11 protein-coding genes are annotated in these 20885 nt (G+C 67.6%); 6 read left to right on the top strand and 5 right to left on the bottom strand.

All coding sequences use genetic code 11. The features are described from left to right. Position 1: 1 nt before the first annotated feature. Positions 2-745: a DUF6445 family protein gene (locus tag V6Z91_RS26350; protein ID WP_338763278.1), complete on the top strand. Its 744-nt coding sequence runs from the start codon at positions 2-4 to the stop codon at positions 743-745. 28 nt (positions 746-773) lie between these two features. Here the strand turns inward: V6Z91_RS26350 and V6Z91_RS26345 are convergent, their stop codons facing one another. Next, a complete protein-coding gene (locus tag V6Z91_RS26345) occupies positions 774-2423 on the bottom strand; it encodes an alpha-L-fucosidase (RefSeq protein ID WP_338763276.1) in 1650 nt (549 codons plus the stop codon). Positions 2424-2700: 277 nt separating this feature from the next. Further along, complete coding sequence (locus V6Z91_RS26340; RefSeq protein WP_338763274.1) at positions 2701-3864, bottom strand: helix-turn-helix transcriptional regulator; 1164 nt, start codon at positions 3862-3864, stop codon at positions 2701-2703. Positions 3865-4341: 477 nt separating this feature from the next. Between V6Z91_RS26340 and V6Z91_RS26335 the strand changes: the two genes are divergently transcribed. From V6Z91_RS26335 to V6Z91_RS26325, 3 genes are all read left to right on the top strand, one after another. Further along, positions 4342-6807: a cellulose binding domain-containing protein gene (locus tag V6Z91_RS26335; protein ID WP_338763271.1), complete on the top strand. Its 2466-nt coding sequence runs from the start codon at positions 4342-4344 to the stop codon at positions 6805-6807. A gap of 57 nt (positions 6808-6864) precedes the next feature. After that, positions 6865-7455 carry a PEP-CTERM sorting domain-containing protein gene (locus tag V6Z91_RS26330; protein WP_338763268.1) on the top strand — a complete coding sequence of 197 codons (591 nt, stop codon included), beginning with the start codon at positions 6865-6867 and terminating at the stop codon, positions 7453-7455. Positions 7456-7517: 62 nt separating this feature from the next. Beyond that, positions 7518-10295: a glycoside hydrolase family 2 TIM barrel-domain containing protein gene (locus V6Z91_RS26325; protein WP_338763265.1), complete on the top strand. Its 2778-nt coding sequence runs from the start codon at positions 7518-7520 to the stop codon at positions 10293-10295. 37 nt (positions 10296-10332) lie between these two features. Here V6Z91_RS26325 and V6Z91_RS26320 read toward each other — a convergent pair whose 3' ends face one another. From V6Z91_RS26320 to V6Z91_RS26310, 3 genes are all read right to left on the bottom strand, one after another. Continuing rightward, positions 10333-13266, bottom strand: a complete 2934-nt coding sequence (locus tag V6Z91_RS26320; RefSeq protein ID WP_338763262.1) for a TIM-barrel domain-containing protein — start codon at positions 13264-13266, stop codon at positions 10333-10335. Between the two features lie 11 nt (positions 13267-13277). Continuing rightward, a complete protein-coding gene (locus V6Z91_RS26315; RefSeq protein WP_338763260.1) occupies positions 13278-15185 on the bottom strand; it encodes a glycoside hydrolase family 97 N-terminal domain-containing protein in 1908 nt (635 codons plus the stop codon). A gap of 64 nt (positions 15186-15249) precedes the next feature. Next, entirely contained in the window at positions 15250-15957 is a 708-nt protein-coding gene (locus V6Z91_RS26310; protein ID WP_338763257.1) for a polysaccharide deacetylase family protein, read from the bottom strand. A 474-nt stretch (positions 15958-16431) separates the two neighbouring features. Here V6Z91_RS26310 and V6Z91_RS26305 point away from each other — a divergent pair, with 474 nt between their 5' ends. Together V6Z91_RS26305 and V6Z91_RS26300 are read left to right on the top strand one after the other, a co-directional pair. Further along, positions 16432-19419, top strand: a complete 2988-nt coding sequence (locus tag V6Z91_RS26305; RefSeq protein WP_338763254.1) for a TonB-dependent receptor — start codon at positions 16432-16434, stop codon at positions 19417-19419. 64 nt (positions 19420-19483) lie between these two features. Continuing rightward, on the top strand, positions 19484-20737 hold the full coding sequence (locus V6Z91_RS26300; RefSeq protein WP_338763251.1) for a glycoside hydrolase family 27 protein: 1254 nt from the start codon (positions 19484-19486) through the stop codon (positions 20735-20737). Positions 20738-20885 lie beyond the last annotated feature (148 nt).

Here is a 20885-nt window from a genome sequence, read left to right as displayed (position 1 = left end):
GATGGACGCGGCCCTGACCCGACTGTTTGCGCTCCACCCATCCCCCGCTCACCAGGTGCTCCACGTTGGCCAGGACCGGGAGCCCGTGCTCATCGTCGACGGCCTGTTGCTGGACCCTGAAGCGATCCTTCTCTGGGCGGAAACCGGCGCGGCGTTCCAGCGACAGGAGGGGGATTTTTATCCGGGCATCCGCAAGCCGCTGGACCTGGCGTATGCGAGCGCGGTGTATGCGCACCTGCGCGAGCTCTTGCTCGCCACCTTCGGCGTCGCCGGCGATGCGCCGATTACGCCGCTGTCGAGCGTGCTGTCGCTGGCCACGACGCCGCAGGAAGCACTGCGGCCGATCCAGAGCGTGCCGCATTTCGACAGCGTCGAGCGCAAGCGGATCGCCAGCGTGCATTACCTGTGCGATGAAAAGTTCGGTGGCACCTCGTTCTACCGCCATCGAAGTACCGGTTTCGAGAGCATGGACGCGCAGCGTCTCGCCGACTATGCGCCATGCCTGAAACAGGAGGTCATGGAGGAAGCAAGGCGGCAGGGATTACGCACCTTCGCCTACATCCGCGGCGACACGGCGCTGTTCGAACGCACGGGGAGCGTCGCCGCCAGGTTTAACCGCGCCGTTTTCTACCGCAGCAACCTGCTGCATTCCGGCGACATCGCGGTCGAGGCTGGGCTGTCGGCCGCGCCCCGCAGTGGGCGCCTCACCGCCAATACGCTGGCGGCGATCGGCGCGTCCGGCTGAGTGCCAGCGCGGCACTTCCGCCGGCTGGTCAGGCGATCTTGAGGACCAGCGGGCTGCCGGCTTCCAGCGCCCGAGCCGGCAACCCCACCGTCAATGCGTCCGCCGCCTGCACGAACGATGGCGCATCGCCATGGCCAAGGATTTCCACCTTCGTGACGGGCCTGGCGAGATGGGAAGCGCTGCTGCCCATGCTGCCGATGCGGATCCTGTCCGCATCCGGCCTGGCCATCACGAATGCATACACATGGCCCGCGCGTGTCGTGAAGCGCAGGTCGCTGCCGGTATAGGGCTTGTTCTTGCCCTCGTTGAAGCCCGGCCCTTCGAGCGGCGCGGCGCCTTCGACCGAGGGGCCCTCGCCGAACACGGCCCACGGGCGGGAGTCGTAGATCGCCTCGCCGTTGACGGCCAGCCAGCGGCCGATCTCTTCCACGATGGCCCGTTCCAGCTCGTCGATGGTGCCGTCGGCGCGCACGGGCACGCTCAGCAGCAGGTTGCCGTTCTTGCTCACCACGTCGGCCAGCGTCTGGATGACGGTCGTCGCGCTCTTGTAGCCCTTGCGCTGGTAGATGCGGCGATCGTAGTGCCAGTCGCCCAGGCATGTGCAGGTCTGCCACGGGTACGGTTCGATGCGGCCGCTCTGGCCGCGCTCGACGTCCCACACCAGGCACTTGCGCTGCTCCTCGTCGAGGATCTTGCCGTTGATGACCGCTTCGACGCGGCCATGCCGCGCGACGCTGCGGTTGTACATGTGCGCGGCGATCTTCAGTCCCACGTCGCTGACCGGCCAGAGCGGCAGCACGGTATCGTCGAAATACACCATGTCCGGCTCGTAGCGGTCGAGCAGGTCGATCGTGCGCCGGTAGAACTTGTCGCAGTAGGCCGCCGACGGGATCGAGGCGCCATTGTTCCAGTTCCACTGGTTCCAGATGGCCTTCAGCTTGCCGGCATCCGTGCTGCGCGGGTGGTCCTGTTCGTACAGCGCCTGCGGGTCGAGGCCGTCCCACCACGTGCCGCGGCCCTGCGTGCGCTTGAGCTTTCCATCATACTGCACGCCCATCAGGGGGCCGTCGCGGTCCGCGTTGCGTGATGCCTCGAGCCACGTCCAGGCATGCGCCGCGTGCACGCTCACGCCGAACGGCAGGCCGGCGGCTTGGGCCGCCCTGCGCCAGCCGCCCACGATGTCCTTGCGCGGTCCCATCCTGACGCTGTTCCACTGCGGCTGGTGGCGGCTGTCGTACAGGTCGAAGTTGTCGTGATGGTTCGCCATCGCCATGAAGTAGCGCGCGCCGCAGCGCTTGTACAGCGCCACCAGCTCGTCGGGATTCCAGCGCGCGGCCTTCCAGCGACGGATGATGTCCTTGAAGCCCACCTTCGACGGGTGGCCGTAGGTCGCCACATGGTGGCGGTAGGTGTCGGTCTCCTGGAAATACATTAGGCGCGCGTACCAGTCGCCGAACTCCGGTTCGCACTGGGGCCCCCAGTGGGCCCAGATGCCGAACTTGGCGTTGCGGAACCAGTCGGGCGCCCGGTACTGCGCGAGCGACTGCCAGTCGGGCGAGAAGGGGCCGGCCGCGTTCGGGCCGGGCGCGGCGGCGTGCCCGGCACGGGCGGCCCTTGCGGCAAGCATGCCGGCGGGCAGGGCGGCCAGCGCGTGCCGCAGCAGGGTTCGTCGTTTCATCCGTTCCTTCAGATCAAAAAGACGGACCACCTTGCGTGCCGGCCGGGCCGGCGCCGCAGGTGGTCCCGAAAGTACCCGAAGCGAGACGGGCACCGGAGGAGCCACGGACGGCCGCGTCCCCCGCGGCGCCCAGGCCGCTCGCGACCGTCGACGTGGTTGCAGCGAGACAGCAGCTTACCGGTCAGGCGCCGCGCCCGTTATCGCTGCGGGCCCGAGTCATGCAACCGTGCGGGAATTTGCAGCAAGAAGGCAGATTTTGCTACCGCGCGGCGCGCCCTCAGGCGGCGGGCGCCTGCGCTTCCTTCTTGCACACTTCGCGGAAGGCCTTGGGTGTGCACTGGTACTCTTCCTTGAAGAGCTTGTTGAAGTAGGAGGAATTCTTGTAGCCGACCGAGTAGGCGATCTCGGCGATGCTGGCGCTGCCGTTTTCCACCAGCAGGCGGGCCGCCTCGGTCAGGCGCAGCTTGTTCAGGTAGCCGGTGAAGGTGTAGCCCATTTCCGCCTTCAGGATTTCGTTGACCTTGTTGCGGTTGATGCCGGTCTGCGACACCACCGTTTCCAGGTCCAGCTCCGAATCGGCGTAGCGGGTCGCCAGCAGCTTCAACAGCGCCGACTTTTCCTTCTCGCGGTGCGGCTCGATGGCCAGCTGCTGGTAAGCCACCAGCGGCAGGTCCTTCTGCATGCGCGCGCGCAGGTCGCTCGCCAGCGCCGCGGCGTACTGCCTGAAGAACCAGAACCCGAAGCCGCCCCATGCCACGGCCAGGAAGGCGCCCAGGAAGTACAGGTAGCCGTATTCGCGGTCATGCAGCTCGATGGCCGCGATTTCCACGCGCGATGGCGTGCCGGCCTGGCTGCGCGTGCTGGTGCCGAATTCGATCTGCGCCACCTTGGCCAGCGAATAGCCCATGTCCGACGGCTTGAGCTTGTGCATGTCGATCCACCACTGGGGAACCGCCAGCCGGGCCAGGTCGAGCTCGATACGGGCTCCGTCCGGGTCGCAGTCCACGAAGGCGGCGGGCGTGCGGTAGGTCAGCATATCGCCCGGCTTGGAAAGCTTGTCGTCGAACGAGGGCAGGGCGATGCGGATCGTATTAGCCGGGAAGCAGCGCGCCTCGAAACTGAGCTTGTCGAAGCCGGTCCAGTCGCGCATCTTCGGCTTGCCCTGGCGGTCGGTGAAGAACAGGGCGGTGGACGCATTCGGGAAGGAGTTGCTGCCCGACAGCGAGAACTCCATGATCAGGCGCCCAGTCTCGACTTTCGCATCCAGTCTGGTCGTGCCATCGCTGCTGTTATGCCAATTGTGCAGCTGCCAGCCGAAATCCTCCTGCCCGAACAGCGGTTCGCGGTGATAGCTCCTGGCTACGCACAGGTACCCGAGCAGGATGCTCGCGCCGAGCAGCAGGACCAGCCGTAACAGTGCCTTGGTATAAAACGCTCGCATAAATAATGCACGCTCGCATGAATGATGAAGTCGTGTCGCCGGCGGTGACAAATGCACGGGACCGGGCACGCCCGGCCGCCAGGGCAGGCAATGTACAGCATGGCATGCTGCATGTCACTGCACTGTTGTTGCAGAGTATAAGCGCAGAGGCAGGCCGAGAGCAAAACCGGAAAAACCTGCACGGGCGGCGCCCGGGATCGTGCATTTTTTGTTATCGGACCTCGCCCACCCCGGCCCTGCCGCGACGCCGCCGCACCGGGGCAGGGCCGCCGATGAAAGTCCCGGCACGTTCGATAGCAATTTCCGCATCTTCCTAACATCTTCACCTCCCGCGCTACTGGGCGGCGCGCCCACCGGCCTATCCTGCTGCCGCGGTATCACCGCGACACGCATCCGGCATCCTTCACCGCGCTGCCGGCCTGCGAGGACAACGATCACACCGGGGCGGGCGCCCCATCCCAAGGAGGAGACATGAAGGTGAAACAAGCAGTCGCGCTGCTGGCAGCCGCGCTGATCGCATGCGGGACGCATGCCGAGAATTACCAGTGGGACACCGTGGCGATGGGCGGAGGAGGCTACGTGACGGGTATCGTCACCAGCAAGGCGGAGCGCGGCGTCGTCTACGCGCGGACCGACGTGGGCGGTGCCTACCGCTGGGATGCCCGGCGCAGCCGCTGGATCGCCCTGCTGGACTGGGTCGGCGAACAGCAGGTCGGTTTCCAGGGCATCGAAGCCCTGGCCGTGGACCCGAAGAATGCCGCCAACGTCTACATGCTGGCCGGCATTTCCTACCTCAACAACGGCAAGACCGCGATCCTGCGCTCCTCCGATTACGGCAAGACGTTCACGGTGCACGACGTGACGGCCCAGTTCAAGGCACACGGCAACGGCCAGGGGCGCGCCACGGGCGAAAAGCTGCAGGTCGACCCCGGTTCCTCGAATATCCTGTACGTGGGCACCCGCTCCGGCCAGCTGTTCCGCAGCCTCGATTCGGGCGCCACCTGGAGCCGGCTGGCATCGTTCGCCGTCGGCACCACGTCGGAAAACGGCGTGAACTTCGTGCTGCTCGACCCGGCCAGCGTGCGCGACGGCCGGGCCCAGCGGATCTACGTGGGCGTGTCGCGCCCCGGCGCGAGCGGGGCGAACCTGTATTACAGCTTCGACGGCGGCGCGACCTTTGCCGAAGTGAAGGGCGGTCCGGCCACGCTGTCGCCGCAGCGCGCCGTGCTGTCGTCCACCGGCAAGCTGTACATCGCCTATGCCGATGGCATCGGCCCCACCGCCAGCGACGCCGGCCCGCTCTCGACCGGCGCGATCTACGAGTACAACGCGGTCGGCGGCAACTGGACCAATATCTCGCCGCTCGGGCGCAACCACCCGTTCGGCGGCATCAGCATCGACCCGGCCGATCCGAAGCACCTGGTTGCCTCGTCGATCAATACCTGGTGGTCGCAGGGCCAACACGGCTGGGGCGACCGCATCTACACCTCGCGCGACGCCGGGCGCACCTGGGTCGACGTGCTGGCGGGCGGCACGCAGGTCGACAACAACGGCGCGGCGTACATCGACGACAAGGCGATCCACTGGACCGGCTCGATCGAATTCGACCCGTTCGACACGGCCAGCGTGCTGGTCACGTCCGGCAATGGCCTGTTCCGCACGGCGAACATCGATGCCGCGACACCGGTGTGGGATTTCAACGTCGAGGGACTGGAAGAAACCGTGCCGCTGAACGCGCTCAGCGTGCCGAGCGGGCCGCTGATGTCGGTCATCGGCGACTACGACGGCTTTGCCAATGCCGACCCGGCCACGTACGGGGTGCAGCACACGCCGACGATGGGCACCACCACCGGCCTGGCGATGGCCGGCAGCAATCCCGGCGTGCTGGCGCGCGCCGGCCGGCAGCTGTACACGAGCACCAACGGCGGCGCCAGCTGGACCCAGGCGCCGGTCATCAACGGCAGCGCCGGCCAGGTCGCGCTGTCCGCCGACGGCAATATCCTGCTGCACAGCCCCGCCGGCGCCACGACCAGCTACCGCTCCCAGGATGCCGGCGCCAGCTGGACGGCCATCGGCGGGCTGGCCGTCGAGTCCGCGTATCCGGTCGGCGACCCGGTCAACCCGGCCCGGTTCTACGCCTACGACGCCCCCAACGGCCGCCTGCTGGCCAGTACCGACGGCGGCGCCTCTTTCGTCGCGCGCGCCGCGCTGCCGGCCTGGGGCAGCAAGCTGATCCGGGCCACGCCGGGCCGCGAGGGCCACCTGTGGGCCTGCGCGGACGGCTTGCGCCACTCCGACAACGCCGGGGCCAGCTTCACGAAGGTCGCCGCGGTCGCCAGCTGCTCGGCGGTCGGCCTGGGCAAGGCGGCGCCCGGTGCCGATTACCCGGCCATCTACATCTGGGGCACGGTGGGCACGTCGCACGGCGTGCTGCGCTCGACCGACCGCGGCGCGACGTGGGTCCGTGTCAACGACGACGCCCACCAGTACGGCGGGCCCGGCAACGGCCAGTTCGTGATCGGCGACATGAACACCTACGGCACGGTCTACATGAGCAGCAACGGCCGCGGCATCGTCTACGGCAAGGTCGATGGAGCCGGCGATGTCCCTGTCACCCCCGCCGTTCCGGGCGGCGGCAGCGAAGCCGTGAACAGCTGTGCCTATGTGAAGACGTCGGACTGGGGCAGCGGCCATAACGCGGCGATCCGCATCACCAACAACGGCACCGCCACGCAGAACGGCTGGAAGGTCGTGTGGACGTATCCCGACAACAGTTCGGTCGGCACGTTCTGGAATGCGGCCGTGAGCGGCAACCCGCCCACGTACAGCGCTGTCCCCAACCAGAGCTGGAATACCGCCATTCCGCCCGCGGGCACGGTCGAATTCGGCATAACGGTGTCCGGCGCCGGCGTTCCCACGTTCGACAAGGCATTTTGCCGGTAAAGCACCGGCAGCCCGGCCCCTTCGCCGGGCTGCCGCACTCAAGCCAACAGGATAGACATGAAAGCATCGACGACACGACTGGCCGCCGCGGCGGCCTTTTTCTTCTCCCTGCATGCCCACGCAAGCCTCATCTCCTTCGACGACCTGCGGGCCGATGGCAACCTCGTCAGCCTGGAAGAGCAGGGCAGCCATGCCGGCTTCGCCTGGAGCCGGTGGTACCTGGGCGACACCGCCGTGGAAGGCTACGGCAACGCAGCCCGCTCCGGCGCGAACTACATAATGAACGGCTATGGCGTGGACGCGCTCGAAATCGCCCACGCGACCGCGTTCGACTTCACCGGCGCCTGGTTCGCCGCGCCGGGCATCAACGGCGCGCGGGCGGGGTGGGTCCAGGTCGATGGGTACGACCTGGCCGGCGCACTGGTCGGCAGCACCGGGCACGTCGCCATCGATGGCGTCCACCGCTGGGTTGCCGCCGGCTTCGCCGGCGTGCACCGCCTGGTGGTCACGCGCGACGAAGGGTTCTTCGTCATGGATGACTTCACCTTCGCGCAAGCCAGCCCGGTACCCGAACCGGGAACGCTGGCACTGTTCGCCATCGGCGCGGCGGCGATAGCGCTGCGGCGCCACGGCAAGGCCCCGCGCTGAGATAATCGAGCCGGCGGCCTCTTGCGCCGCCTCCTTCGCGATCCAATGATGAGAGACCACACATGCCGCAAGCGATCATGGCCATTCTGGCGGGCTGCACCCTGCTCACCGCGCTCGCCCACGCGCAGCCGACCGCCGTCCAGTACCTGAGCGGTACCGGCAAGGACCAGCGCGTCGATTGGGAGTTCCGCGTCAACGGCGGGCGCAATGCCAACCAGTGGAGCAGGATCCCCGTCCCGTCGAACTGGGAGATGGAAGGCTTCGGCACCTACCGCTACTACGACGACTGGTCCACCGACCCGGCGCCGGACAGCACCGGGGAGTACCGCCACCGCTTCACGGTGCCCGCCGCCTGGCAGGGCAGGAAGATCGAGATCGTGTTCGGCGGCGCCATGACGGACACGCATGTGCGCATTAACGGCCAGCCGGCGGGACCGGTGCACCGCGGCGGCTTCTATGAATTCCGGCACGACGTCTCCGCGCTGGTACGGCCGGGGCGGGACAATCTGCTCGAAGTGACCGTGCAGCGGTACTCGGCCGACCCGGCCGTAAACCGCGCGGAGCGCCAGGCCGACTACTGGCTGTTTTCCGGCATCTACCGGCCCGTGTGGCTGGAAGCCCGGCCCATGGTGTCGATCGACCGCGTGGCGCTCGATGCGCGCCACGACGGACAGTTCGGCGCCGAAGTCGAGGTCGCGGGCGGCACCGGGATCGTCACGGCCACGCTCACCACGATGGCGGGAAAACCCGTTGGGCGACCCTTGCTGGCAGCGGTGACCGGCGGCCGCGCCACCCTGGCCGGCCGCTTCGCCGGCATTCGCCCGTGGTCGGCCGAGGACCCGCAACGCTACCGGCTGGAGCTCGCCTACCTGGAGAAGAACCGGCCAGTGCACGAGGTCACGCGCACGGTCGGCTTCCGGACCGTGCAGTTGCGGCCACGCGACGGGCTGTACGTGAACGGGGCCAGGGTGCGCCTGAAGGGATCGAACCGCCACAGCATCTGGCCCGACTCCGGCCGCACGACCAGCGCGGCATTGAGCGCCGCCGACGCGCGGCTGATGAAGGACATGAACATGAACGCCGTGCGCATGTCCCACTACCCGCCGGACCCCCACTTCCTGGACGCGGCCGACGAGCTGGGGCTGTACGTCATCGACGAACTGGCAGGGTGGCAGAAGAGCTATTCGACGGCGGCCGGACGCCCGCTGGTGAAGGAAACGGTGCAGCGCGACCAGCACCATCCGTCGGTGATCCTGTGGGCCAACGGCAACGAAGGAGGCTTCAACCTCGAACTGGACGACGAGTTTGCGCGGTGGGACATGCAGCGCCGCCCGGTCATCCACCCGTGGGCGAACTTCGGCGGCATCGACACCATGCATTATCCGGCGTACGGCTGCTGCGCCGCCTCGCTGTTCCAGGGGCGCGACGTGTTCATGCCGACCGAATTCCTGCACGGCCTGTATGACGGCGGCGCCGGCGCGGGCCTGGACGACTGGTGGAACGCGATGCTGCGCCATCCGCTGTCCGCCGGCGGCTTCATCTGGGCCTTCGCCGACGAAGGGATCGTCCGCGCCGACCGGGGCGGCGCGATCGACACGGCCGGCAACAACGCGCCCGACGGCATCCTCGGCCCCTACCGCGAGAAGGAGGGCAGCTTTTATGCGATCCGGCAGATCTGGTCGCCCGTCTACCTGCCGCTGGCCGAACTGGCGCACCTGCCCGCCACGTTCGATGGCCGCATGGCGGTCGAGAACCGCTACGACCACAGCAGCTTGCGGAACGTGGCGCTGCGCTGGAAACTGGCGCGCTTCGGCAGCGGACCGGGCCACGAAGTGACGGCGCGGGGCACGGCACGCCTGCCCGACATCGGCCCCGGCCTGCGCGGGCACGTGAACCTGGGACTGCCGCGCGACCGCGCCGGCAGCGACGCGCTGTACGTGACGGCGGTCGACGCGCATGGGCGCGAGATCCATACCTGGTCGTGGATGCTGGCCAGTGCCGACAGCGTGGCACGGCGCATGCATGATGGCCGCGGGCAGGAGGCCGGCACCGTGGAGCTCGACGATTCGGGGGACGCCTATCGGCTGCGCGCCGGCGAGGTCGCCGTGGCGATCGACAAGGCGAGCGGCATGCTGGGGGAATTGCGCAAGGGGGATACGGTCGTACCGCTGGCGCGCGGCCCGCGCCTGGTGCACGGCAGCGCCACGCTGACGGCGATCCGCGCGGAACGGCAGGGAACCGATGTGGTGGTGCAGGCGACGTACAGCGGCAACCTGCGGCAGGTCGGCTGGCGCCTGGCACCATCGGGCAAGCTGACGGTGAATTACGCCTACGGCATCGAGAACGGCAAGCAGGCCGATGCGCTCGGCGTCACCTTCGACTTTCCGGAGGCCCAGGTGCGCGCCATGCGCTGGCTGGGCAGGGGACCGTACCGCGTGTGGAAGAACCGCACGCAGGGCGTGGGGTTCGACGTGTGGGAGAAGCGCTACAACGACGGCATCACGGGACAGTCATGGCAATACCCCGAGTTCAAGGGTTTGCACGACAAGGTCTACTGGGCGCGCTTCGCGACCGATGCGGGGGCGCTCACGTTCGTGAGTCACAGCGACGACCTGGCGCTACGCGTGTTCACGCCGCGCGACCCGGCCGGCGAGGGCGCCGACCCGAAGGATACGCGCGTGGCCTGGCCGCCGGGCGACATCTCCTTCCTCGATACGCTGATCCCGATCGGCACCAAGTTCCGTCCCGCGGCCGACACGGGGCCCAGCGGGCAGCGGAACCGGACACCCAATCTGGGGTTCTTCGCCGCGCACACGATCGACATCCTGGTCGGCGAATAGGCGCGCTCGCGGAAACTGCCCGCGCGCGGGCGGTTCCCTAGCGTTCCAATGTCACCTTGACTGCCTTGCCGTCGTAGCGCACGGCTTGCGTGGTGGCTGCGTTGCCGATGCCCCCGGTGCTGCCCGGTTGCACCAGCACCAGGTTGAACTGGCGTTCCATCGCCATCCCGGGATAGCTGCCCTCGCGCGCACCGATCGACAGCACGCCTTCGCGGTCGTTCCAGTCCAGGCGGATGCGGGACGATTCGCCGCGTTCATAGGCATAGGTTTCGTTGTCGTCGTCATACAGCGTGAAACTGCCGTCGGCGCCGGGGTAGATGCGAATCTCCAGCGGCGCATCCGGCCGCTCGGTGGCGTACTGCATCACGGGGCCCATCGGCAGGATCGATCCGGCGCGCACATACAGCGGCACGATCGCCAGCGGCGTGTCGCGTGCCACGACCTGCCCGCCGTCGTGCCGCTCGCCGGTCCAGAAGTCGTACCAGGCGGTTCCGCGTGGCAGATAAGTGCGCATCGTCGTGTCCCGCGCCGGCTTGTCGGTCGAAAGCGCGCGCAAGGCCGCCGGCGTGCGCCAGGCCAACCGCAGGCTGCGTTCGGCGGTGGCCTGGTAGTACTCCAGCGTTACCGGCACGCGCTGGCCGCGCCGCAGCGTCATCCGCGTGGTGCCCAGGCGCTTGCCGCCATTGGCCCAGCTCTCGATGACGCGCTTGCCGTCCAGGTAGAGGCGGTAGCCGTCGTCGCCCTCGACGCCGATCTCGTACTCGCCATCTTCCGGCGCGACGAGGAAGCCTTTCCAGCGCGCGGAAAAATCGTCCAGCGAGGCGAGGCCGGCCGGGAGCGTGGCCAGCGGCGGCGCCGGCCAGGCGTGGTCGATGGTACGGTCGACCACCTTGCCCCTGGGCGTGGCGAAGTCGCGCCCCGCGAAATACTGGCCGGCGAGGCCGCTCCGGCCGTCCGGCGTGCGCAGGGAATCGGCCGGGATGGTTGCCGGCGGCGGCGGCTCGATGCGCAGCATCGGGCGGGTGACCGGATGCACCAGCAGGGCCCGGCCGAACATGAAGGCATCGTCGATCGCGTGGGTGGCGACGTCGTCTGGAAAGTCCATCGGCAAGGCACGCATCATCGTATCGTGCTCGCTCGTCACCCGCGCGCCCAGGCCGTAGATGTAGGGGAGCAGGCGGTAGCGCAGGTGCACCGTGTCCAGCAGCGACCGGTACACCTCGGGATCGAGCGTCTTGAAGAGGTAGGGTTCGCGCTCGATGTCGGTACCGTGCACGCGCATGATCGGATTGAAGGCGCCGTACTGGAACCAGCGCGCGAACAGCTCGCGGTAGGCCGGGCTCTGTTCGCCGGCCGGGAAGTCGCGACGTACGAAGAAGCCGCCGATATCCTGCGTCCAGTAGGGGTTGCCCGTGATGGTGACGTTGACGCCGCCGCTCACCTGCTTGCGCAGCGTTTCCCAGCTGGCGAAGATGTCGCCGGACCATGACGCGGCGGCCGTGCGCTGGGCGCCGGCCCACGCGGAGCGGGTCAGCGTGAACACACGCCGGTCGCTGGTGGCGCGCCGGCCCTCGTACGTGCCCTGCGTGGTCAGCAGCGAGTAGGGATTGAGGTAGCGCGTGAAGTCGCCCAGGGCGTTGCGGCCCAGCCCCTTGATGTCGGCCTCGTTCTTCGCCATGTCCCAGGCGGCCGAGCCGACTTCGACTTCGGTGCCGTCCATCCACAGCGCATCGACGCCGTTGTCGAACAGGCCGGACTTCACATGCTTGAAGTAGATCTGCCGGCCTTTCGGGCTGTAGGCGTCGTAGATGCGCGCCTTCTGCGAGATCCAGTGCAGCGGGGCGAAGCGCAGGCCGTGCCGGTCGAGTTCCCTGGCCAGCGCCGTATCGTTGCCGACCGAGGGCCAGATCGATACCATCAGCTTCAGGTGCATGGCGTGAAGCTGGTCGGCCATGCCGCGCGGATCGGGAAAGCGCACCGGGTCCCAGATCATGCCGCTCCACGTGCCATCCTTGTCGCCGCCCCAGTACTGCCAGTCCTGCACGATGTAGTCGAGCGGGAAGCGCTCCCTGCGGAAGGTCTCGGCCACCTCGAGGAGCCGCTGCCGGGTGGGATAGCGCTCCTTGCTCATGAACAGGCCGAACGCCTGCTTCGGGTACATCGGCGCGGCGCCCGTCAGGCGGCGGTAGGCGCCGACCACGCCGTCCATCGAGGTGCCGCCCATGAAGTAATAATCGACTCCGCCGGGCGCGCTTTCGGCCCACAGGCTGGCGCCCTGCGGCCCATCCCTGAAGCGCATCTTCGAATAGGTGTCCCACAGGATGCCGTAGCGACGCGACGAGACCATCACGGGAATGATGATCCCCAGGTTCGTCTGCACCAGCTGCAGCTCCCCATGGCGCCGGTTCACCTTGTCGCTGTCGGTATAGCCGAAGCCGAAGATGGCTTCGTCGGCCTGGAGCGCCAGGCGGTTTTCCACTTCATAGCTGGGGCTGCCGGCGATCTCGACCTTGCGGACCATTTGCGGCTGGCTCGCCTCGCGCGTGTACAGCCGGCCCGCGCCATCGGAAAATGCGAGCGCGCCGCTGGAACGGTCGATGGCGATGCGCAGGCGTTCGCTCGCGATGACCAGGCTATCGGCGGTTTCCTCCAGCGTGAAGTCGACCGGACCGGGCCGGTCCACCACCACCAGGCTGGGGCTGGTCCAGTAGCTGGTGCCCAGGTTGGCGGTGACGCGTACCGTGTCGGGCGCGTAGAAGATCACGTTCTTGGTCACCCCGCCGAGGCGGAACTGCACGCCGTGCTCCAGGCGCACGAGGCTGAAGCCTTCGCGCGGCGGCGCGGCGGAGGCCAGGTGGCCATGGCTGTCCAGGCCGCTGGGGAAGGGCGGGGTGGTGGCGGCGGCGGCGGTGGCGGGCCACGCGGCAAGGGCCAGGCAGGCAGCCAGCAGGGCGGTGTCGGGTCTTTTCATGATCGGCCTCCCTAGCGGAAGACAGCGACGAAACCACCGCGCGGCTGCACGGTGACCGTGGCCTTGCCGGCCGCGAGTTCGGCGCGGCTGAATTCGCGCTGGCGCGCGCCGTCGGTGATCAGGACTCCCTTGCGGTTGCCGAGGAACGACAGGTCCAGTTCCAGCGTGCGCGGGGCCCCGTCGGCATTGATGCCCGCGACATACCAGCTTTCACCGGCCTTGCGCGCGATGGCCACGTGCGACCCCGGCACCCCGGCGAGGAAACGGCTGTCGTCCCAGCGGCGCGGCAGCTCGCGCAGGAACGCTTTCACGTACTCGGGCGCGGTGGCCATGCCTTGCGGGATTTCCGCGAAATGCTGGATGCCCGACAGGAACAGCACCGACTGCGCCAGCTCGAAGCCGTTGCGGGTAACGCGCTTGATGCCGGGCATGTCGCCGAACACCATGGGGGTGAAGTCCATCGGGTCGAACAGGTTGCGGATCATGGCGGCATTCACGGCATGGGCCGGCACGGCATCCTCGCCTTCCTGGTTGAAGGTGGCGAATTCCAGGCCGCGGATGGCCTCGGCCGTCATCAGGTTCGGGTAGGTGCGCTGCAGGCCGCGCGGCAGGGTGGCGCCGTGGAAGTTCACCAGCAGGCCGGCGTCGGCGGCATCCTTCAGGATGTCCACGTAGTAGCGCAGCATCGAGGCGCCGTCGCCGCCGAAGAAGTCGATCTTCACCCCCTTGATGCCCATGGCGCGCAGGCGCGCGAATTCCTTGACCCGCGCTTCACGGGTGAGCAGCTTGCCGCGCGGTGTCTGCGGAGCGTCGTTCCAGTCGCCGGCCGAGTTGTACCAGGCCAGCAGGCCGACGCCGCGGCCGGCGGCGTAGCGCGCCAGCTCGGCCATCTTCTCGTAGCCGATGCGGCGGTCCCACTCCGCGTCGACCAGCGTGTAGTCCCATTGCATGTCGTGCGCGTAATCGATGAAGCGCTTCTGCACGTCGAACACGGTCTGTTCGTCCTTGAGCAGCGGCCAGCTCCAGGAGGCGTGGCCCGGCTGCACCAGCTTGCCGTCGAACGCGATGGCGGGCGCGGCCAGGTCGGTGCCGAGGGTGGAGTCCATCACGGTCGCCAGCGACCCGATGGCCGCCACGCGCCAGGGCGTGACGAGGGAGCCGCGGCTTTCCGCCAGCAACTGGCCCTTGGCGAACACTTCCGGCGCGGTCGGCCCGGCGACGCGGTACATGCCGGCCGGCGCGGCGGTGGCCAGGCGCGACGCATGGAAGCCGCCCTCCATGCCCGCTTCGGTGAGCGCCACCCAGGTGTCGCCGCTGCGGAACAGCGCGGGAAATACCCAGCCCGACTTGAGCGGCGCCGGCTGGCCGACCGGCACGTCCACCTGGTAATACTCCTCATATGAAGGATTGGTCTTGCCCCAGCCGGTCCGGGCCTGTGCCATCGGCTGCAGGAAGGCGCGGGCCTTCGTGTCGAAGGCGAAGCCGGTGGCCTCGGCGACGAAGCGCTTGACGGGCAGGCCCGCGTCGGCAACCGTGTAGCGGAAGGCGATGCCGTCGTCGGAAACGCGGAACGTCACGTCCATCTTCTGGCCGGCGGCGTTCACGACCGACCAGACCTGCTCGTTGGCCCGGTAGTGGATGTTGCTGCGCTTGCCGACCGCCATCGTGTACCGGTCGGACACTTCCCTGACCGGCGAGGTGCCGGCCAGCTCCAGCCGGCGGGCGAAGTCGGCGCCCGCCAGGGTCAGGCCCAGCGGCGAGGGCAGCAGCACGGGCTGGCCATTGCGCTTGACGCTGTACGAGAGGGTCTTGTCCGGCCGCACTTCGACCGTTACTTCCAGTTGCCTGTTCGGGCTGTGCAGCGCGAATGCCGCGCCACAAGCCATCATCAATCCTGCCGACACGCATGCCTTGATCATCGTTTGCTCGTTTCCTGTCAGTGAGGGGAGGGAACGCCCGTGCCGGTGGCGCGGGCGCGGGAAATCATCGGGTCGGCGCCGCGGCGTCGTCCCAGCGCAGGTGCACCACCTTGTAGCCCTTGTCCTTGATGGTCTTGAGGAGGGTCGGCAGGGCGTCGGCCGTGGCGGCGTTGGCGTCGTGCATGAGCACGATGCCGCCGCCGGTCTCGTCGAGCTGCTGCGCCAGCCGGCCGGCCAGCGCGGCCATGCTCATGTCGTTCGGTGCGTAGTCGAGGATGCCGAGGTCGACCGAGGCAACCGTCATCCGCCTTTCCCGTAGCGCGGCCAGCATCGTGGGGGTTTCTTGCAGGAACGGAAAGCGGTACGCGGCCGGGAGCGTACCGAATACCGACGCGAAAGCCTGCATGCCCCGTTCCAGGTCGGCCAGTTGTTCGGCGGGCGGCAGCGACCCCAGCGCTGGATGGGCAAAGCTGTGCAGCGCGGGCGTGTGGCCGGCGGCAGCGACGCGCTGGCCGAGCGCGGGATGGCGGGCCAGGTTCGCACCCGTCATGAAGAATGTCGCCTTGACGCACTCCGCCGCCAGCGTGGCAAGTACCCGGTCCACCGTGGCGGGTTCGGGCCCGTCGTCGAAGGTCAGCACCACTTCGCCGGGGCGCAGCGGCAATGGACCGTACTGTGCGCGGCCATAGCCGGCCGCCTCGCGCTGGAGCGTGAGCGTGCGCACCGTGCCGAGGGCATCCGGTGCGCAGCCGGCGCGTGCCGTGTCTGCCATGGCGGCCGTGCAGGACAGGAGAAGACATAGGAACGCCGAAATCGTTTTCATCGTTTTGCCTGTGAAGGTTGGGGAGAGCGCTGCCGCACCGTGGGCCATGGTCGGGCAGCGGGCCGAGTGTATAGTAAATATGAGAAACATTTCCACTTCCACTCCTGCGTCACCCCGTCGCGGCAGCTGTTCCCGGCGAGGATTCGCGCACTTTCTGCACGCTCCCCTCCGGGGAATGTGCAAATAGTGTTATCGCGGACCGCCACCCGGCACCTCCCGGCCTCCCCGAAGCGGTTTTTGCCCCGCCGCATGCAAGCAATCGCAGCATCGTTGCAACTATTTGCACCCTTGAAACATCTTCCCGGTTTGCGTTATCGGGCCGTCCGCCGCCTTCGTATTCTTGCCTTGCCCGGCCACGGGCGAACACAAGCAAAAGAGCATCCCCCGCGCAAGCCTGCCGGGGAGAAGACCAACGGAGACGATATGAAGCCATTCCAGAAGACGGCGATCGCGGTCGCCATCGCCATGCTCGCCGGTACGCCGGCGGCGCATGGGCAGGAGAGCGAGGGAAATAACAAGGCAGTCGTGGTGGTGTCGGGCCAGCGCGCGGCGCTGCAAAGCGCGCAAAAGATCAAGCAGGATGCGGACGAGGTGGTCGACTCGATCGTGGCCGAAGACATCGGCAAGCTGCCCGACCGGTCCGTCACGGAGGTGCTGCAAAGAGTCGTGGGCATCAGCATCGACCGGCAGGGGAAGGGCGACTACGAGCGCTTCTCGGTCGAAGGCTCGGGCGTGAATGTGCGGGGACTCAGCTATGTGCGCTCGGAGCTGAACGGGCGCGAGGCGTTTGCCGCGAATGGCGGCCGTTCCCTCAGCTGGGGCGATGTGCCGCCCGAACTGATGGCGGCCGTCGACGTCTACAAGAATCCGTCGGCCGAACAGACCGAGGGCGGCATCTCGGGACTGGTCAACCTGCGCACGGCGCTGCCGTTCGACTTCAAGGGCACGCGCGGCGCGGCTTCGCTGGAAAAGACGTATTCGACGCTGAAGAAGGGCAAGGCCGATACGTCCGGCTCGGCTCTCGTCTCGACCCGCTGGCCAAGCCGGTTCGGCGAATGGGGGGTGCTGTTCAACCTGGCCAGCTCCGACAGTTCCACCCGCACCGATACCTTCCAGTTCGAGCCGTTCTATCCACGCACCGACCTGGAGCCCGGCCGCACGGTCTGGGTACCGAAGGGGGCGCAATGGCGCACCTACGAATACGAGCGCGAGCGCAAGGGCGCCTATGGTGCGCTGCAATGGAAACTGGGCAATGTGCGCAGCCACTTGACCGCCTTCCAGTCGCGTTACCGCGACAGTTCCCAGGAGCAGTCGATCTTCTCGTCCGCCAGTGCGTATGACCTGAAGGTGGCGGACGCCACGTACGATGACAAGGGCGCCTTCGTCAGCGGTACGATCAGCGACACGCGCAACGGCGGCATCCCGTTCAGCAACGCGGGCGGATTCAACAAGGGCAACTCCAAGACCACCGACGTGGCCTGGAACCTGCAATGGCGCGTGGCGGCCAACTGGCACCTGGGCAGCGACCTGCAATACGTGAAGTCCGCCGCCGACGCGTTCTCGTCGGCCGTCGGCCTGGGCATGCTGATGCCGAGCCAGCGCCTCGACTACCGCGGTTCGCTGCCGCGCATCGATTTCACGGACGACCAGCGCGCCTTCCTGGCCAACCCCGCCAACTATTATTGGGGCACCACGATGGAGCACCTGCACCGCAATACGGGCAGGATGAAGGCCTGGAAGGGCGATGCCCGCTACACCTTCGACCATGCCGTGTTGCGCGACGTGCGCTTCGGCCTGCGGCTGACGGACCGCGAGGCGGTGACGGTCAACTCCGATCCCTTGTATAACTGGGCCGCCGTGTCGCAGCCCTGGCAGCTCGGCTGGAACATCAGCAAGCTGGCCTACCTGAGCGATCCGCGCTTCACGTCGCCCTACGTGGTCAACCGTTTCCCGAATTTCTTCAATGGCGACGTCAGCGTGCCTGCCGTCGTGTTCCCGGCGCCGAGCGTGGCCAGCGGCTATCCCGATTCCTATGCGCAGCTGCATTCCTATCACGACATCCTGTGCGCCGAGGTGTCCACCAGCTGCGCGAAGTGGAAGCCGGCGCGGTTTTCCGGCGATAACCCGGCCGGCACCAATGACCAGCACGAAAGGACCCGCGCGCTCTACACCCAGGTGCGCTTCGGCTTCGACGACCTGGCCTGGCCGGTGGACGGCAACGTCGGCCTGCGCTACGTCGACACGCGCTCCCGCTCGCGCGGGTACACGTCGTTCCGTCCCAGCGTGAACATTCCGGCCGGCTTCCAGGCGACCGGCGTGCCGATCCCGAACATTCCGGCGTACGAGAAGGCGAGCGATGTCGGTCACTCGTATGACAATCTGCTGCCCAGCCTGAATTTGCGCCTGAAGGCCAGCGACAAGCTGCAATTCCGCCTGGCCTTCGGCACTTCCATGTCACGGCCCGAGTTCAGCCAGCTCCAGGCCTATACGACCATGAGCCAGAATGTGTCGTCGACGTCGAACGAAACCGGCAAGACGGTCAACGTCACCGCCGTCGATCACACCGGCGAGGCGCGTGGCAATCCGCTGCTCAAGCCGATCACGTCCCGGCAGCTCGACCTGACGGCGGAATGGTACTTCGCCCCGGGCGGCTCGCTCACCCTCGCCGTGTTCGGCAAGCGCCTGAAGGACGTCATCCTCGACCAGACCATCGCCTACGAGCTGCCGGACGTGCAGGGCCGGATGCAGCAGTTCCAGGTCACCTCGCCCGTCAACGGCGCGCGCGGCAGCGTGAAAGGCGCCGAGCTGGCCTACCAGCAGTACTACGACCGGCTGCCGCCCTGGCTGAAGGGGCTGGGCCTGTCGGCGAACTACACGTGGGTCGACACGAAGCGCACGCTGTACCACCCGGTGTACAGCCCTTACTGCTCGGGCAACAGCACCGGCGCGGGCAACCTGAACCTGAACCTGAACGGCTGCGACCTGGACGGCCGCACCTTCGGCAACATGCCCTTGCCGAACATGTCGAAGAATGCCTACAACATCGCCATCCTATATGACCGGGGGCCGTGGTCGGCGCGCGTGGCGCACAACTGGCGTTCCCGCTACCTGCTCAGTACCAACGCCAACGGCACGCGCGGCGACAACGGCACCGATACGAATCCGGCCAGCCCGACCTTCGGGCAGCGCAATGTCGCCTGGGGCCTGCCGCTGTGGGCCGACGACTACGGCCAGGTCGACGGCGGCGTCTCCTATAAATTCAGCGACAGCCTGAAGCTGGACTTCCAGGCGCAGAACCTGGGTGACGCGCGCTACTCCCAGACCATGCAGCAGGGGATCGGCGACAAGAAGCGCGCCTTCTTCGTTTCCGGGCCGCGCTACAGCCTGCGCGTGGGTTATTCATTCCAGTAATCTCATTCACGATGGCGGGAGCCGCTCGAGGCCCCGCCGCATCACCTCGGATGGAATCATCAAGATGAAAGCATTGTCATTGCCGCTGCTGCTCGGCGCGGTCTTCTTCACCCACGAGGCGCGGGCCCAGGCCAGCGTCAAGCCAGCCGCCGCCGCGCCGGCCAAGTTCGAACAACTGGCCCGTACCCCGCAGATGGGCTGGAACACCTGGAATACCTTTGCCTGCGATATCGACGAAAAGCTGATCCGGCAGGCGGCCGATGCACTCGTGGCGAGCGGCATGCGCGATGCCGGCTACGTATACCTGAACATCGACGATTGCTGGCACGGCGAGCGCGACGCGAAAGGGTTCATCCAGCCCGATCCGCGGCGCTTCCCGTCGGGCATGAAGGCGCTCGCCGATTACGTGCACGCGCGTGGGCTGAAGCTGGGCATCTACTCCGACGCCGGCGCGCACACCTGCGCGGGCCGCCCCGGCAGCCGCGGGCACGAATACCAGGATGCGCTCACCTATGCCGAATGGGGCGTCGATTACCTGAAATACGACTGGTGCGATACCGAGGGGCTCAGCGCTCCAGGCGCGTACACGACGATGCGCGACGCACTGCGCGCGGCCGGGCGGCCGATCCTGTTTTCCCTCTGCGAATGGGGCAACAACAAGCCCTGGGAATGGGCGAAGGATGTCGGCCACTCCTGGCGCACCACGGGCGATATCTACCCCTGCTGGGATTGCGAGTTCAATCGGGGTACCTGGGCTTCGCTGGGAGTGCTGCCGATCCTGGACAAGCAGGCCAACCTGCGCAAGTATTCCGGCCCCGGCCGCTGCAACGACATGGACATGCTCGAAGTAGGGAAGGGCATGAGCGAGGACGAAGACAAGGCGCACTTCTCCATCTGGGCGATGCTCAATTCCCCGCTGATCGCCGGTAACGACATCCGGTCGATGTCCGCGGCCACGCGCAAGATCCTGACCAACCGCGCCATCATCGCGCTCAACCAGGATGAACGGGGCATCCAGGCCTGGCGCTTCATGAACGACGGGCAGCTGGACATGTACGCCAAGCCGCTGGCAGGCGGCGAGTGGGCGCTGATGTTCCTCAACCGCGACGACAAGCCGCGGCGCTACACGTTCGACTGGAACGCGCACCACATCGTGGACGAGATCAGCGGCAGCCAGGTGCACTTCGGCAAGCAGCGCCACGGCTACACCGACCTGTGGAGCGGCGCGACCGGCGATACTGCCAGGCCCGCGGCGCTGACGGTGCCGGCACACGGGGTCGTGGTACTGCGGCTGCAGCACCAGGCGAGCGGCAGCTAGCCCCCCGGTTGTCCGATTCGCTGGCTAATCGGGTACACTGGTTACCCTTCCTGCAAGATCGTCTTGCCCGGGCATGTGCGCTGGCACGGCGCGAGGCTCCCGTGGTGCGCGCCGCCGAGCCGTGCTGTTGGCGACCCAGGTACGGCCC

The sequence above is a fragment of the Massilia sp. METH4 genome (assembly GCF_037094685.1).
GTDB lineage: Bacteria > Pseudomonadota > Gammaproteobacteria > Burkholderiales > Burkholderiaceae_D > Rugamonas.
The sequence above is the reverse complement of the archived record's forward strand: the minus strand, read 5'-3'. Positions and strand labels throughout refer to the sequence as shown.

Coding starts and splice junctions, on each gene's coding strand:
- V6Z91_RS26305 (WP_338763254.1), top strand. CDS start 16,432: ATGAAGCCATTCCAGAAGACGGCGATCGCGGTCGCCATCGCCATGCTC.
- V6Z91_RS26320 (WP_338763262.1), bottom strand. CDS start 13,266: ATGAAAAGACCCGACACCGCCCTGCTGGCTGCCTGCCTGGCCCTTGCC.
- V6Z91_RS26325 (WP_338763265.1), top strand. CDS start 7,518: ATGCCGCAAGCGATCATGGCCATTCTGGCGGGCTGCACCCTGCTCACC.
- V6Z91_RS26330 (WP_338763268.1), top strand. CDS start 6,865: ATGAAAGCATCGACGACACGACTGGCCGCCGCGGCGGCCTTTTTCTTC.
- V6Z91_RS26310 (WP_338763257.1), bottom strand. CDS start 15,957: ATGGCAGACACGGCACGCGCCGGCTGCGCACCGGATGCCCTCGGCACG.
- V6Z91_RS26300 (WP_338763251.1), top strand. CDS start 19,484: ATGAAAGCATTGTCATTGCCGCTGCTGCTCGGCGCGGTCTTCTTCACC.
- V6Z91_RS26350 (WP_338763278.1), top strand. CDS start 2: ATGGACGCGGCCCTGACCCGACTGTTTGCGCTCCACCCATCCCCCGCT.
- V6Z91_RS26340 (WP_338763274.1), bottom strand. CDS start 3,864: ATGCGAGCGTTTTATACCAAGGCACTGTTACGGCTGGTCCTGCTGCTC.
- V6Z91_RS26315 (WP_338763260.1), bottom strand. CDS start 15,185: ATGATCAAGGCATGCGTGTCGGCAGGATTGATGATGGCTTGTGGCGCG.
- V6Z91_RS26345 (WP_338763276.1), bottom strand. CDS start 2,423: ATGAAACGACGAACCCTGCTGCGGCACGCGCTGGCCGCCCTGCCCGCC.